Below are 15,484 nucleotides of genomic sequence, written 5' to 3'. Positions count from 1 at the left end.
TTGCTGACGCACCTTATTTCATCTAAATAGCAACTTACGTTATTAGTTAATGTTTTAAGCGTGTTTATGTTTAGTCTAGGAAAAATAGGCTAAAATATGGTAGTAGGTAATTGATAAGAACCCAAATTGCTAGTTATAAATAAACCTAAATATCTGTAACTAGAAAAGCTCTGTTTTTATCCTGTTCATCCTTTAATCCTGAACATTATCTCGACCACGTTCAATAACCACCTGATTTTGACAAGGAAAAAATATGCAAATTTCTATTGTTTTACCCGATGCTATAGCCCATTATCTAACAGAAAAATGGGGTAATTTAGATAGTAGAATCATGGAAATGATAGCAGTTGAGGCTTATCGTCAAAGTTTAATTAGTGTAGGTAAATTAAGAGAATTATTAGGTATGAAAACCCGTTTAGAAGTAGACACCTTTTTAGAATCTCAAGGCATTGATCTAGCTTATAAGGAAATGGATTTAGAGCAAGATCGCCAAACACATCAACAATTACAAGAATCAGGCATTTTGTAGAATAATGTTAGTTATATCTGATACTTCTCCAATTTGTTATCTAGTGTTAATTGATGAAATTGACATACTTGCTCAACTTTATCATCAAGTGCTAATTCCGCAGATAGTTCAAGAAGAATTGTCCCATGAAAAATCACCAAATTTAGTTCAGAATTGGATTAATGATCCTCCTGATTGGTTAATTATTAAAAATATTGATATTACTGGGAGTCCAGATTTGGAAGTTTTAGATCCAGGAGAAACGGCAGCTATTCTTTTAGCAGAAAATCAGGAATAAAGCCTGCACCAATGCCTTGTAGATCATGTTCACCAGCAAGCTTATCACTCAGCATATCACTGTCGACCACAGTCTAGCCTTAAGTGATGTCGTTAGCGATCGCTTCTAGTTCATCATACAAGTTCCTCTCATTGTAAGGTAGACCTAAATTCTTAATCTCATTCAGAAATTTTTCTTTAACTTCCTGCTGGTAAATGGTTAAGACATCTCGCTTGCTTGAATCAGACTGATCACCTAAAAGATATCGGATAACATCTTCTTCCGTAACTCCACGTAGATTGTGCATTAATTGATTGCGGCGGTCTGCTTCACGTTCTCTCGTATATTGGCCTATCCATGTAAGCAATCTCCAAGATTGAAAATTCTTTTTTGGTGATTGTTTACACAATTCACGTATCCATGCAACCATAGCTTGATTGCTTCCCACTACAGAAAAATTACCAAAATCGCCTTTTATGAGCTTTTTAAATATCTCATTATTTTTGACAGGAAAGGATAATTTTCCTAAAATTCTTATTTTTTCTTCTTTAATATTTGTGCTTCTATGTACACCTATTAAGTTTTTTAAATGATTATCTTTGTGATATATCTCAGTGTCTTCTTCTCTTCTTTTAAAACCTAATCCTTCCTGATTCCAAACAATCATGTCCTCCACTCTTAATTTTCCGTGAGTTGGTAAATCAAAAGTTTCATAGCGACTATATAATTCATTGATTATAGCTGCCTTTAAAAATGTTTCATGGGCAGCAGCTAATAATGTGATTCCCTGAATATAATTTTTTTCTTTAAAGAAAAGTTCTATTAAAGATAGTGAATCAACAACGCGCTGTATAGCTGGCTTCACATAAAATTCATTTTCATCTTTTTTAATCAAACTTTCACAAATATTAAATACGCTCACCATATTTTTTAAACGTGGGATCAGGTTTTTAGTATCTACATAACCAATTTCCTCCAACATAGACAAAGCCGCACCAGGTAAACCTTTACGAACTAATTGTTTCGCTTTTTCAATTTGAATTCCCATCCAGTAATTAGAAATATCAACTATTTGAGGCTCTGATGCTGGCTCATTATCATTGTTAAAAAATATATTACTTGATAAAAATCTGACATTCTTAAAATTACTTAAACTGACAAACTGCACTGCTGAAGATATTGCCGGAGTTCCCGCTTGATGGCTAACATATACAGTTTCATTGGGGTCATATTCAGTATATTCTGCTAATTTTTCTTGAATCTTCTTGAATTCTTCTTTCGCTACATCTAAAGTATTTTCCCAGTTATCTAGTCCTTCCTTAGATGTTTCTGAAGTGTGGAATTTCTTAGCTGGTCTTAAAGTGTGAAATTCTAGTTTAATTGATGAGAAGATCTCTCTTTGCTGAAAATACTTTTTAAACATAGGTTCTAAAGTACAAGTATCCTGCCAAAAAGGAGAGAATTCATTTTCTACTTTCTCATTCAAATTACCATTTTTATCAACAAATATATTTCTTTGGTCGGTCAACAAAACAATAATAATGGATGGTTTTTTATTGGGTTCATCCAAAAAATATTGAGTGAAAGTATCTAACAATGGAAAAGCCAAATCATCATAATTATCCTGTAAATGATTTTCATACACTATCCCTAATATCCTCGCAGTAACAGGATAAAGTTCCGTAGCTTTATCTTCTTGAAGACAAGCAAACTTATCCCATTTTATGATATCTTTATCATCATCATATCTAACGTCTCCATAAAAATCTTCCCAATTATCATCGGTCTTTAACTGCACGTCACTATTGCCTGTTGTAATAATCCAAATTGACATATTAAATCTCCTGATTACCAAACTTGTTTAAATTCACTCTCATCTTTAAGAAAATCCAAAAACTTTTTAGTTTCTGAACATTCATCAGGAAAAATAGTCAGCAACTCTACATAACCTTTCCCAGAGACAACTTTCCCCTGTTCATTAGTTACAAAACGCGGATACATACGATGCCAAATGCGTCCTGTATTTCCCATGCTTCCTGCTAAAATATAAGGATTTCTAATTCTATTATTCCCCTTATAAGCATCATGAAACCAGTGAATTGCTAGACTTTTACTATTTTCTGCAAAACGCGCCCACACTTGTACTTTCGGTGCATACCAAGCTTCCCGCCACTGTGTGATATCATCATTTTTATTTGATTGATTTTGAGGTTGATTCTGGACAGTTTCGGGACGTTTTGGTGGAGATTTGAGAACAGGAGCTTGATTGGGTTTTGATGTTTGTTTGTTATTGGGTATATTAGTTGTGACAGTTGTATTTGTAGATTTCTGTGTTGGTTTATTGGTTAATAAATTAACATCACGTTTGATTTGCTTATCTTGCGGTATCCAACTCCGAATTACATCACGAATTTGTTGGATATATTTAGCAATATCATTGGGATTTTTTGTGTTGTTTTGGTCATTTTCTAAATTATTGATAGGATAATATTCTGACTCATCAATAAATTGCCAGTGACAACCAATAACCTTTTCTGGATGCCTTTCAAAATAGGTTGTATAAAACTCCTTATGACATACTCTGCGCCAAGATTTACCAATTCCACCAAATAGTATGGCAAATTTAATGATAGCTTTGGCTGTATCTATTAACTTGAGTCTTTCTGCATCATTTATATCAGGATGCATACAAAAAATATTTAAAATTCCTTGCGAAAGTTCATAGTGTTTGGGATGAGATGGAAAGCTAAAATTTTCTAAATTAAAATCAAAACCTATTCCCAATAATCCCACATTGACATCTTTTGAATTTTGATTATTTTTGTCAGCAAATCCACCCCATAATTTTTTAGTAATTTCCTTGGCTGTAACTTCGTCAGTCATTCCTGCTAATAAACGTAAAGTATGTCCTCGTAATGCAGCTTTGAACATATTCGGACGAAATTCTGGTGTTTTATTAACTAATGTTGATACACCACCCTGTCCTTTCAGCTTAATTTGTAATAGTAGATGGGAAGGTTTTTGCTGATTATAATCAGTTTCTTGAAAATATCCGTAACCAGCACTGACTCTAGAACCAAGTCCATTAGCTAATGCTATTTCCCAGATTTTTTTAATTTTATCCCATGCGGGGTTATCTAATTCTTCGCTACTAGAAAACCCGAATTTTAATGTAGTATGATATAGAGATATCATCGAATTTGCATTAGTTGATTTATCTCTATCATCCTTAATTACTTGTCTACTTTCCTGACTATGAACAATATCTACTAATTTTGTTGTCCAATCCAAATCAACTGGATAAGCACCATGAAACCGCAAAATTCCAGGTTCACTACTACCATTCTCTAATTTTTTACCACAATAGTTTTCTGCTTCTATTCTCCCCTGTTCTTTCCCATAAAGTTGTTTGCAAGCACGAATAAAAGCACCTTTCATGCTTGCACCAGAGAAATAGGGAAAACCTTTAGCACCAATAATTGGACGGATAAAACCTTCATCTTGTCCACTATTGGAAACTAATCTCCATTTGATTGTGTATTTCCATGTTTCTACATGAGAACCAAATTCTGGAAATTTAAAGTTTATATTTTTCGCGGGTTTTACACTTGGTTTTGAACGTGCCAAAGCTTTATTTACTGGTTGATTAGATGCAGCTTGATTGCTGTAAGATACTTCTTTCGGAAGTAAATCTTTAGGAAAAATATTCTTCCATTCATCAACCCATATCTCTGCATCTTGTCGTTTTTCTGCACTTTCTTTTTTATTAATAACTCTGTGAATTTGGCAACGTCCATCAATTTGAGCGCGGAACATCATGGGTATATCTTCAGCATTCATGGTTATTTTTCCTTTTTTGATTATTTTTATTTAACTTTATTAAATCGCTGTGTCCACCAAACTAAACTGTCACAAAACTGAGTTAAAACGGCTAAAGTTACTCTTTGATGTTCGATGAGAAATTGATCTTTATCCCAAAGTAGAGCCGTCATTTTTTTGATATCTTCTGTGTTAAAATTTTTGCCATCATGCCTTATTTTTTCATTAGGAACAGTGATTCCGGCTTGTTTCATAATGTCTACTAATTCTTGCCAAGTTGCTAACCAAAACTCCCCTTTGTTGTAATCTTCACGATTTTCTTTTTTACTCATTAAGCGTAAATGCTCTCCCCAAAATCTTTCTAATCCATAAGCTGCTGTGACACGCATTTTATGAGATTCTTTTAAAACCTCTTTGTCTCGATATTTAAGGACTAGATGCTGTGCTTTTTGGTCTAATTCGTAGGAGTTCCAAGTCATGATTTTGTCTCAGTAATATGCTTAATTGTTAAATGACAATGACCTAAACCAATAGATTCAAGTCCACCCAAATATATCTCACCACTTAATTTACCCTGAATCGGTTTCCATTCCCAATCTTTATCGTGGAGTTTAATGGCAATTGGGAAGGCTAAAATTGTACCTTCGGGTAAGGCTTCGGTATTAAAAAATTGACCTTTTTTCGCCATTTTTTTATTGTCTTCTAAAGCAACTCGACTCTGACGATATAAAGCCATATCGTGAATCATCGCAATATCATTATCATCTACTACAACTGCTGGTAAATCTTCACCTAAAGGAAACCAATCTGATAAATTCGCTTCTCTTTTAATTTCTAAAAAACCAAGATTAAAAAAGAGAAATTTTTTACCTTTGTGTTTATTATCTTTCGATTCTAGTGCGCTATCCCATAATTTTTTAGAAGCTGTATATTCTTTGGGAATTTCGTTAGCTTTTCTATTCAAACCCGCTATACGATTATACCTTTTGAGTAAACTAGGGCAAGTCACCCAGACAATTGGTTGTCCCGGACAAAAAACAGGTAGCCAAACAATAGAAGCGTGTTCTAATTTAATTACAGCTTCAGTGGTACTATCTGCTTCTCCTGGTGCGGCTTTTTTGCCATACCAAAAATGTTCATCTTGTTCGGGAGGAATTGTTTCACCTTTCTTTTTTAAAAAACTGCAATATTGACGCATATCGGCTCGCAAGCGACCGCGAATTGAACTACCATTAATAATGCCAGTTTGGGTAAATTGGTCACGGAATATGAGGTTTAAATTGCCGTTTTCTTCCCCTGCTGTTGCTCCGACATGAACTGGTGCTAAGGTTTCAATAATTCCACAAGCTTTCTGATACATTATTTTCTCTCCTATTGATTTACTAATTGTGTTTGTTGAGAATTTGAATTTTGTAAACCTTTAATTTCTACTGGTAAACACAAACCAGAACCGATTTTGTTTAAGCTATATCCCTGATTAGGAAACCAGTCTTCAGGAAATTCACTCCAAGTTTTATCAAGTGGTTTTGGTAATACATATACACTTCCAGCGGGAACTGCATAACGTCCTCTTCCCAATCTTCCACTTGAATTTGACCGATAAGGGATGGCTTTATCAGTTAATAATTTAGTGTTGTCTTCTGGGAAATATGATGCTAAATCAGGATGTTGGGGAAAGCGATAAGAAAAGCGGGTTGAACCCCAAACAGCAGGAGAAATTAAAGCGAAAGCTTGTTGTATTTTTTGACCAAAAAGTTTTAGGACTTCTGGATTTTTAATATCTTGACATTCAATTTCCACAATATGATTTTCTCCTCCAAAGCGATACCAACCATTGTTTAGTTTATGGCTTGATAAATAAATTAAACAAGTATCTTCTGGCATTTGTACTGCACTTTCTAGAAACAAACCATCTTTTTCTTTGGAGTGCCTTTGGTCATCTTTCATGTGAGGATGAAGGGAAGATACATAATCCCAAGGATGAGTAGCACAATCTAGTTTATTTTTATTCCAAGAAGTAATAGTTTGCCATGTAAAAGCTGGTTCTAATTTATCTTCATCTTCTTGATATTGTCTTTGTCGCTGCCAATTGCCATTTTTATCTAATCCCCATTCGTCTCTATATTTCTCTTTCTCTCCAGCAATGATTCTATGCCAAGGAATTGGTACATAAAAATTCTGTTCATATCCAGATTTAGCCCAAAATGGTCCGGCAGTATGTAAATTATCAGTAAATTCTTTGTGATTTTTATCTGTTGATTTGGTGCTAAAAAATAAACCAGAAAGAACTGCTGCACTAGGGGGAAATTTTTCTCCGGAACGACCAACTAAGTTTTCGGGTGAAAGAAATGCACCTGCACTACCATATAAAAAACCTAATGGTCTAATGATGATGATGTGTTTGTATTTGAACATAAATGCCAACCAATTGTAATTAAATTTTCTATCCAATTAATCATTAATAAAGCTGTTTGAGCGGAATTTGCATCATCACTTGCACCTACAAGTAATTTTTCATGACTTTTAAGGATGTCTTTATAGCCAGGAAAATAAATATCAAAAAATTCTAAAAAATCTTGCCGATAGTCAAGAATTTTGCTTTGTTTTGCGGTGTTATTACTATCAATTTCTTGGCGACGACGGTTTTCTGCGAGTCCAAAAGCGTGACGGGCTTTGAGTTGGGCTAAATCGCTATAGATGTGTGTCCAATTGGGTTCGTGTTTACTATCCCGCCCTCTGCTTTCCCATTCTGGATAGGTGTTACCTTTTCTGTCTGTATACTCTTTCAAAATATGCAAATATTTCCACGGACAAGTCCATTCTACATACTGTCCACTATTAAATACGATTCTAATTGTTACGCGATCGCGTTTTAAACTTTTCGCTGTATCCTGTGCTTGACGACAATGTTGCAATACATCTCGTTGGGGAACACTCCCTGCAACCCAGACAAAACCAACGCTGACATTTATATCTTGTTTATGTTCGTGCCATTTATTATTTAATGTCATCAACCATTCCAATGCAGTCAATCCAGGAATTGGTTTTCTGACATTTTTACTATAAATTACTCCTAAAAAATCATCTCCACCGGCGTAAATTACTCTGCCTAATTTTTGCTTTGGTAGGTGTCTATAAAAATCCTTACCCCAATTACGTAATTCTATAGTCAATTCTCGAAGATTCTCTTTTGCTTTTTCACTATTGGCTAGTTTTTTCAACTTTTTACCAACTTCGTCTCCATCTCCCATAAACCAACCAGTCCACTGTCCAGGTTGATTTTCAGTCGGTTTGCGGCGAATTTCTTTAAATCCTTGGGGTAATTGCCCGAAAGAAAAATTATCGCCTCCAATTTCTATTCCTATATCTTTCCTGACATCCTCACAAGTTACCAGACGTTTAACTAATTCAGGAATACTCAATTGTTCGTTCAGCGCAATGAATTTGCCTTCAGGTTCAGATTTTTTGGAAATATTTTTTTCTTCTCCTTGTAATTCTTCTTCTAATTCTTCTGTTTCTGGTTCTTCTTCTTGAGAATTGTCTTGATTTTCAGTTATATATGCTAAATCTTGATAAAACGTTGTGATATCACCTTGTTCACAGCGATAAGTTAAATTTTTAGGGTTACGATTTTCTCCACCTAATCCTGGAAATGCAATTCCATCTGTACCTGTTAAACTTGAACTTTCACCAATCCAGTTAATTGCAGTCCAATTACGAGAAAGCTTGCGAGTTTCCAAATCCTCCATTGCATTTGCAATAGAATTACCCTGACCCCAAAAGATTTCCCAAGTATGGTTTCCCCAATGTCCCCACTCACGTTTCCATTCATATTTATAATTGGGTAATTTTGTCTCAATCCAGTTACGACAAACAAAAAGAATATCTTCCCAAGCTGTTAATAATTCCTGGCGTGCAGTATCTTCAGGAAAATGACCTTTGATAAGGATGCGGTTTGGCATTCCTTTTTGTACAGAAATATTTGCAGGGGAAATTACTGTAGTTTCTGGAGGTTTATGTCCTGCTATCACTATCTGTTGACTGAGGTAGGACAAAATTAATGATGCACCATATAAGTCCCTCAACTTCCGTGATTTTTCGATAAATCCTTGCACTGGTGCAAAGGTAATAGCAGTGTATATGTCTTTTGTTTCATCAGTCATACTCTTACTTCAACACGTAAACAACTTTTATAACAATAGACATCTCCAAAAATTAAATATGCGTATCCTAGAACCCTTGTAGAAACTTTCCATGGAACGTCTCTAAATTCTTTTGTGGAAATGTCTAATGTCTGGAACTAGAAAATCGTATAATGAACAACTTAAATGCTACTCAAAATAACTGATTTTCTTTATGATCTATGTAACAATACATAAAGAAAAAGTAACAAAGTAAAAAGAACTGGTTATTCCCTTTCTTGTTATTTTTTAACCTAATGCTCATATTACCAAGTGTTGCAGAGATGACCTAAATTCCAAACTGTTTTCATGCGAATGACGAAAAATATGGCAATTATTTTAAAAACGGTTAAGAATTAGACTTTGACACCAAATTTACTTTCAGATAATATTTGATTGGTCATTCGCACGAGTAATGTAAAATTATCATTTATACCTGACTAAAATGAAACAGACATCTTGAATATTTAATGCGATAACTACGATGAGCTACGCGATCGCGCATTCAAGTAGAGTAACTATAAAATTATACCTTATATGCCAACGTCCCGACGCAAAACTCAACAGACGGCAAAAACCGACTCCAAAGCCTACGCTCATTTTCTGATTGGGATACCAGGAAGTGGTAAATCTACCTTTGCAAAACTCCTATCCAGCATGGGAAATTATGAAATTATCTCCACTGATGAAATCCGTCAAGAACTATATGGTGATGCGACAATTCAAGGGGAATGGCACACAATTGAAGCCACTGTTATCAACCGTATTTGTACTGCTTTTAAGTTAAATAAAAGTGTCATTTATGATGCTACAAATTGTAAACGTTCCTTTCGCATGGACTTTTTACTCAAAGTCAAAACCCAACTTGCACAATGTGATTTACTCCAATTTCACTGGATTGCCTGGTACTTAAAAACTCCTTTGGAAATTTGCATTCAGTGGAATCAACAACGCCAACGCCAAGTTCCTCCAGGTATTATTAAAAATATGTATAACCTGCTGCAAGATTTTCCACCAATTAATGGTGAAGGATTCGCCGCACTCAACAAAATTGATGTCCATTCATCCGAATTTTCCCAACACCAAATTGCTAAATTAATTGCAGGTATTCCCCGTCAAATTGTTAACACTCAAAATCGTCATGTAAACATCACGCTTCATCGTTATAGTCATCTGCTGGATTTTGAACGTTTGATGTATTTGATATTTTTAATTATTAACTATCCTGGGATTGGTGAGTTTCATTTAACTCAGCCTCAAGTCCTAGAAAACATTTTCGGCTATGTTCCAGATTTTGCTAATTCCTGGCAAGAAATTACTTCTATTATGTCTAAACTACGAGGTAAAATATATGCTGAAGAAGATGCTATAGTTGCTGATTTAAAATGGCTAGAAGCCGAGGAAATTATCAATCGTAATTCAAAGGTTTGTAGTGAAGATATTATAAAGTTTGAACCTGATAAATTGATATCTTTAAATGCAAAACATTCTTATTCAGACAAAGAGGTGTTTGGGCGTTTAATCGGAACAATCCGCTTTATTCTTCATTACCCTTTTTTAGTTGATATGGGTGTAGGTAGCTTGAATACTTTAATTCGCTCTCTTGCACAAACTGGAGTAATTGAGAACTATCGTACAGAAAAAGATAGAATTCGTAAAGATATTGAAAAAGTTTTAAAACCTTATAAAATACTACCGGAGTTTCCCATGCGTCACGGTTATTTTGCTGGTACTGGCATTCTTTCTAAACCTGAATTAATCAAAGTTTTTGATATTATTCAATCCCAAGCCAATAGTTTAAATGACCCCCAAGCTTTAGTAATCTATGAAACATTTAAGCAACGGTTGTTACAAACACATACGATTGAAAATACTGAAAATATATATCCAGTCAGGGCGATCGCTAATAGTTCCATTATAGACTCTAAACATCTCCATAGTAGCGCATTAAGTAATAATCTCACTCAGTTGGAAACAGCAATTGTTGAAGGAAGGCTGTTAGAGTTACAGCGCTTTGCAGGTGTGGGTAGATACAAAGGAGACGAAAAAGACTTTTTCTTAGCCTATCCATTGCAAATGGTTTTCTCGAATGTTGCTTGGTATTTGGGTTATGAATGTGTAAGTGGTGAAACTTCTGGTTTATTGCATTTTGAACGTCTGGATAGACTGTGTTTAGGTAGACTTCAAAGCCAACAACGCAATGGAGAATCACAGGAAAAGGCACTAAAAAATTTACAGAAATTATTTAAATCTGGTGTGGGAATGCACTTAGGAAAGAGCAGCACTGACCAAAAACTGTTTCTCAGTACAGATCCACAAGAAAGAATGCAAGTATGTGTGAAGGTGGAACTATGGTTTAGCGATCAGATTTATCCCTTTATTACCGAGGGGACAAAACGGTTCGCACAGATGAAAATGTCTCCACCGATTCAGAAGACAACGAGTAATTTACCCAAGTCACTATTTTGTTTGGACAAAACAAGCGATCGCTATTTCCCCCATCGTTTTCAAGCAATATTTCCTCAATGGACATTAGATGATTTTGATTTGTGGAGATGGATTGTTGGGTTTGGTGGAGATGTGAAGGTAGTAACACCACAGAAGTTAGTAGAAAGGATAAAGGAAATAGGTCAAGGAATTGTCGCTAATTATGAAAGTTAAAATACCCCTCTTCTGTCACTTTCTGAATTAAGCAAGTAGTAAATGAACTAAATTATCCCGAAAAATAAAAGGGTCTAAATCCATTCATTGCGCTAATGAGATGATTGAATCCAAGCAATAAATGGCTAGACTGTGCCGAAACGGGAGGTTTGTACGCTAAGAAAACCTAAAAAACCTGAAACTTGACGACACGGGGCTGTAGACCTTCCACACTCCGTCTGTCTCCACTAACCATGTGGGGACTAATGGAAACACTTATTGTCTCAAGCAACAGCGTGGAGACTTTTTAATAAAATTCGTCAATCGCATCACAAACAGACGATTTTTACTCTTCCCCAACAATAATAAAGATAAATAAGAATGGTTCTTTAGTACCTAATATGCAAAATCGAGGCAAAAAAATCCTAGAAACCCTAATTTGTATCCCTCTTACCGACTAGTAATTTAGCATAACAAGTACCTTAGAGCCATAAGAATAAACCCAACTTGGACGATTGCACGGACAAAAGAGTGAATTCGCAATGCATCTACCCGAATTATTTCCACGCTTTTTCATCCTCCAGCGATTAGTGGATGGTTCCCTCAACCAAAGCCAAAATTTAATTACAGCAATGCGACGCTGGGTTTTAATCAATTGGTTTTATGGAGAATCAAGCAAAAATTGCCAGTGCGATCGCTATAGTGGTATAACCTTCAATCAATGGACCGAATACTTTTTTAATCAAGATCTGTTGCCTCTGCAAGCATCATTTAAATCGGGACATCCCCTTGGCCGTTTGTTAGAGAAAAACGACGAAATATTTAAACCCCATCATCTCCTTTGTCCCTGTTACAAAACCACTGTCGATTGGTTACGATTTTATAATATTAATATTGATGAGTGGCTAGAAGACTTACAAAAATATATTTATATATCGCCACAAACAGTTACTAAAGTAATTCGCCATCGGCTATTTGCTAAGGTGAGAAAAAGTCTACAGGCGGATATCAATGCTTTGATCACCAAAGGATGTCTAAAATGCGAAACATCCCTATTTCAAAAACAAAATATTATCTATCGAGTAGATAAATTACCCGATTGGTTGTGTACCAAAGTTGCTAAAAAGCCAATAGATTCGAGTGGAGTTTTTCCCGAATTGAATCCTACTGAAATGGCAGATTTAGCCCAAGCTTTGGATATGTTGAGTTTTCTCGACCCCAAATTAGCACCCATTGCCGATAAAATTTCTGAGGAAGTTTACGGAACTCGGCGGATATTTCTGCACGTAGATTATATTTTATCTGAAGATAACCAGCTTATTACTGATAATTTACAAGAGCAATTACAAGAAAATTGGCAAAGTCGGGAAATTAAACCAATATTTTTAAACTATGGTAGCGCTCATTATGGTGATCAAAAATGTCTGGTTTATCCGGTGTGTATTTATTACCTACAAAGGGCAAAATATCTTTGCGGTTATGGGTTAAATCCTCAAGGTGATGTAAATTGGTACATTTATCGTTTGGAACGGATTAAATCATTCACATTGGTGGATTGGTCAAACCAAATTATTCCCCCACAACTATTAGATAAATATCTCAATAATCAACTACCAGAACCAGATGATATAGAAAAGGAAATCAGCACTGCTTGGGGATTTGAAATAAATAAGCCTCCGCGCTTAATGTTGCTGAGATTTAACTATGATTATCACCAACGCTACATTCAAAATACCTTTCGTCATAACACCTTTACTTATATAAAATCACCTGCTAAACTAGCACAAATAATTCATCACTATACAAGTAATCCCCAGGAAGAAAAATTATTAAATAGTATTATAAAAAAATATCCTGATGATGCTTATTATAGTGTCATCTATCGGGCTAATGATAATAATATAATCATGCGGTTACTTGCTTGGGGTGCTAATGTTGAGGTGTTATTACCGATGGAATTACGAAAACACATTGCCAAGAACATTCGTGAAGCATATACATTTTATGATTGTTAATTTTATATCGAGTAAATCGTTAAGTATCAATTTAAGGTTCAAAAGGGGTGAATAACTTGCTTAATGTCCTCTTTAAAAAGGAGTATTTAGAAGAATTTAAAGTTTTTAAAGATCAACCATCACTTTTAAAATATCTTCTAACCTACCTGTATTATTGATGATAAATCGGTGCGCTGTAAGGTAGCACAACGCACTCTAAATTTAATTTTGCAACAGCCTTCTAGGTTTTAATATAAAATCCTCGTCTTAAGGCTTCAATTCGTTTATGAATTGGTGGATGGGTATATTTTAACCAATGAAAAACCCCGGTTTCTTCTTTCATTTCCACTCGTATCCATAAAGTTGACATCTCTTGACGGTTCTTTTTTGGTGGTTGGAAGGGAAGTTTATCCAAGGTTGCGAGCGCTGATACCATTGCGTCAACACTGGTGAGTCTTGCAGCCACAGCATCGGCATGATATTCTCGCCAACGACTGTGCCAAAAGGTCAGTAATGTTACTAAAAGTTGGGTTATTGATGGTAATAACATTAATACCAGCCAAATTAAAACACCAATAAAAAAGCCCGTTGCGTGTTGCCAATTTCCCAACAAACCGTAGATTAAACCCGCAATTAACATTAATAAAGCTGCAAATCTACCTAGATACCAAACAACCAACAGCATGGGTGTAAAAAGAGTCATCATTACTCCACCCCAAGTTGCAGAAAGTAAGGTTTTTGCCATTGTATCTAAGTTAGCAATATGACCAATTTCATGAGCCATAACCGCAGCTATTTCTTCCCGATTTAAATTTTGAATTAAACCTGTAGTTGCAACTACCATTGAATAGGAACGAGTAGCACCAACTGCATAAGCATTGGGATTATCATCACACAATTCAATTCCCACTACAGGAGTTTTGGGGATATTTTCAGCGATCGCAATATCTCTAACTGTGCTACATAACCATCTTTCTGTATCCGAATACAGCCCTTTTTCATCTAATAAAAAGGGATTAATCACCCGAATCTTTCTTTGATTGATGTAAGTAGGAACTGCGGAAAAGTATCGGTAACTTGTAGTGACAACCCAATAAAGACTAGGTAATCCAATACAAATCAAGAAAAACAACCCCAGAACAAAATTTAATGCCCCCTTTTGAAATAACAGTAAACCGTAATAACTCGCACACAAACCATAAATCAAAACTGCCAAACAAAATAGCGACATAATCGCAATTACGGCTAAATTACCGCCAGCATTTTTAAATCTCATCCCTTGACTCCTTTCAGATATATAAATTACAGCCAGGTAATTCTCGATGCTGTAACTTATCATCCATTTGGAAACCCGCGTTTCCAAGCAGAAACTAAACTAAAATCTGGATTTTCTCAATCAAAAATTCCAAATCCAATTGGTTTTATGGAAAGAATAATCAGTGAATTTCTGGCTTTGCACAATTTTCAACGCGCTTGGGAAAAAGTTGCAGAGAAACGCGGCTGTGCGGGTATTGATAGAGAAACAATTGATGATTTTGCTCGAAATCAAGCATTGAATATCTATGAATTACGCAATACAGTTGCCAATGGTAGCTATGAACCTCTACCTTGCAAACAAGTTGTCATACCCAAACGTAATGGTAATTTACGAGAATTAAAAATACCAACAGTACGCGATCGCATCGTCCAACAAGCACTGTTAAATGTATTTTATCCCGTCCTGGAGTCCAAATTTTCCAGTGCGAGTTTTGCCTATCGTCCCAATTTATCCTATTTGAATGCAGTGGAAAAAATCGCCGATTTGCGCGATGAAGGTTATGTTTGGGTATTCGATGCTGATATTGTTAAATTTTTTGATAATATCGAACATTCCCGCTTACTGCAACAAATTAGACTACATCTCGACCATCCTGGTATTTTATGTTTGATTAAATCCTGGGTATCTGTGGGTGTACAAACCGATGCGGGTTTAATTTTATCTCAAAAAGGTATTCCTCAAGGCGCAGTCATTTCACCAATTTTAGCCAATATTTATCTGCACGAGTTTGATGAAATGATCACCTCT

At 35.3% G+C, this 15,484-nt stretch carries 12 protein-coding genes; 5 read left to right on the top strand and 7 right to left on the bottom strand.

The annotated features are described in order from the left end of the window. The first annotated feature begins 253 nt into the window (after positions 1–253). A complete protein-coding gene (locus VB711_RS21885) occupies positions 254–529 on the top strand; it encodes a UPF0175 family protein (RefSeq protein ID WP_323288420.1) in 276 nt (91 codons plus the stop codon). A 4-nt stretch (positions 530–533) separates the two neighbouring features. Then, positions 534–806: a hypothetical protein gene (locus tag VB711_RS21880; protein ID WP_323288419.1), complete on the top strand. Its 273-nt coding sequence runs from the start codon at positions 534–536 to the stop codon at positions 804–806. 79 nt (positions 807–885) lie between these two features. Here VB711_RS21880 and VB711_RS21875 read toward each other — a convergent pair whose 3' ends face one another. Genes VB711_RS21875 through VB711_RS21850 form a run of 6 tightly spaced genes read right to left on the bottom strand, consistent with a single transcriptional unit; the run spans position 886 to position 8,767 of the window. Then, positions 886–2,619 carry a hypothetical protein gene (locus VB711_RS21875; protein ID WP_323288418.1) on the bottom strand — a complete coding sequence of 578 codons (1,734 nt, stop codon included), beginning with the start codon at positions 2,617–2,619 and terminating at the stop codon, positions 886–888. Positions 2,620–2,633: 14 nt separating this feature from the next. After that, entirely contained in the window at positions 2,634–4,625 is a 1,992-nt protein-coding gene (locus tag VB711_RS21870) for an RAMP superfamily CRISPR-associated protein (RefSeq protein WP_323288417.1), read from the bottom strand. 26 nt (positions 4,626–4,651) lie between these two features. Beyond that, positions 4,652–5,083, bottom strand: a complete 432-nt coding sequence (locus VB711_RS21865) for a hypothetical protein (protein ID WP_323288416.1) — start codon at positions 5,081–5,083, stop codon at positions 4,652–4,654. Then, positions 5,080–5,964, bottom strand: coding sequence for an RAMP superfamily CRISPR-associated protein (locus VB711_RS21860; protein ID WP_323288414.1), 885 nt, complete (start codon positions 5,962–5,964; stop codon positions 5,080–5,082). Before VB711_RS21860 ends, VB711_RS21865 begins: the two co-directional genes overlap by 4 nt. A gap of 11 nt (positions 5,965–5,975) precedes the next feature. Then, positions 5,976–7,019: a CRISPR-associated protein gene (locus VB711_RS21855; RefSeq protein WP_323288413.1), complete on the bottom strand. Its 1,044-nt coding sequence runs from the start codon at positions 7,017–7,019 to the stop codon at positions 5,976–5,978. Then, a complete protein-coding gene (locus VB711_RS21850) occupies positions 6,980–8,767 on the bottom strand; it encodes a Cas10/Cmr2 second palm domain-containing protein (RefSeq protein ID WP_323288412.1) in 1,788 nt (595 codons plus the stop codon). Before VB711_RS21850 ends, VB711_RS21855 begins: the two co-directional genes overlap by 40 nt. A 555-nt stretch (positions 8,768–9,322) precedes the next feature. Between VB711_RS21850 and VB711_RS21845 the strand changes: the two genes are divergently transcribed. Together VB711_RS21845 and VB711_RS21840 are read left to right on the top strand one after the other, a co-directional pair. Further along, entirely contained in the window at positions 9,323–11,446 is a 2,124-nt protein-coding gene (locus VB711_RS21845; RefSeq protein WP_323288410.1) for a WYL domain-containing protein, read from the top strand. A 521-nt stretch (positions 11,447–11,967) separates the two neighbouring features. Continuing rightward, entirely contained in the window at positions 11,968–13,440 is a 1,473-nt protein-coding gene (locus tag VB711_RS21840; protein ID WP_323288409.1) for a TIGR03985 family CRISPR-associated protein, read from the top strand. A 220-nt stretch (positions 13,441–13,660) separates the two neighbouring features. On the opposite strand, the gene VB711_RS21835 is transcribed toward VB711_RS21840, so the two are convergent. Continuing rightward, a complete protein-coding gene (locus VB711_RS21835; protein WP_323288408.1) occupies positions 13,661–14,695 on the bottom strand; it encodes a M48 family metalloprotease in 1,035 nt (344 codons plus the stop codon). A gap of 147 nt (positions 14,696–14,842) precedes the next feature. Between VB711_RS21835 and VB711_RS21830 the strand changes: the two genes are divergently transcribed. After that, on the top strand, positions 14,843–15,484 hold a 642-nt coding region (locus VB711_RS21830), incomplete at its 3' end, for a reverse transcriptase domain-containing protein (protein WP_323288407.1).

The sequence above is a fragment of the Cronbergia sp. UHCC 0137 genome (assembly GCF_034932285.1).
In the GTDB taxonomy this organism is placed as follows: Bacteria; Cyanobacteriota; Cyanobacteriia; order Cyanobacteriales; family Nostocaceae; genus Cronbergia.
Note: the sequence above shows the minus strand (reverse complement) of the source record. Positions and strands in the feature narration are given on the sequence as shown.

What these genes read in the sequence shown, in the direction of transcription:
- VB711_RS21850 (WP_323288412.1), bottom strand. Translation starts at nt 8,767, where the DNA reads ATGACTGATGAAACAAAAGACATATACACTGCTATTACCTTTGCACCA.
- VB711_RS21860 (WP_323288414.1), bottom strand. Translation starts at nt 5,964, where the DNA reads ATGTATCAGAAAGCTTGTGGAATTATTGAAACCTTAGCACCAGTTCAT.
- VB711_RS21865 (WP_323288416.1), bottom strand. Translation starts at nt 5,083, where the DNA reads ATGACTTGGAACTCCTACGAATTAGACCAAAAAGCACAGCATCTAGTC.
- VB711_RS21840 (WP_323288409.1), top strand. Translation starts at nt 11,968, where the DNA reads ATGCATCTACCCGAATTATTTCCACGCTTTTTCATCCTCCAGCGATTA.
- VB711_RS21875 (WP_323288418.1), bottom strand. Translation starts at nt 2,619, where the DNA reads ATGTCAATTTGGATTATTACAACAGGCAATAGTGACGTGCAGTTAAAG.
- VB711_RS21880 (WP_323288419.1), top strand. Translation starts at nt 534, where the DNA reads ATGTTAGTTATATCTGATACTTCTCCAATTTGTTATCTAGTGTTAATT.
- VB711_RS21870 (WP_323288417.1), bottom strand. Translation starts at nt 4,625, where the DNA reads ATGAATGCTGAAGATATACCCATGATGTTCCGCGCTCAAATTGATGGA.
- VB711_RS21855 (WP_323288413.1), bottom strand. Translation starts at nt 7,019, where the DNA reads ATGTTCAAATACAAACACATCATCATCATTAGACCATTAGGTTTTTTA.
- VB711_RS21835 (WP_323288408.1), bottom strand. Translation starts at nt 14,695, where the DNA reads ATGAGATTTAAAAATGCTGGCGGTAATTTAGCCGTAATTGCGATTATG.
- VB711_RS21845 (WP_323288410.1), top strand. Translation starts at nt 9,323, where the DNA reads ATGCCAACGTCCCGACGCAAAACTCAACAGACGGCAAAAACCGACTCC.
- VB711_RS21885 (WP_323288420.1), top strand. Translation starts at nt 254, where the DNA reads ATGCAAATTTCTATTGTTTTACCCGATGCTATAGCCCATTATCTAACA.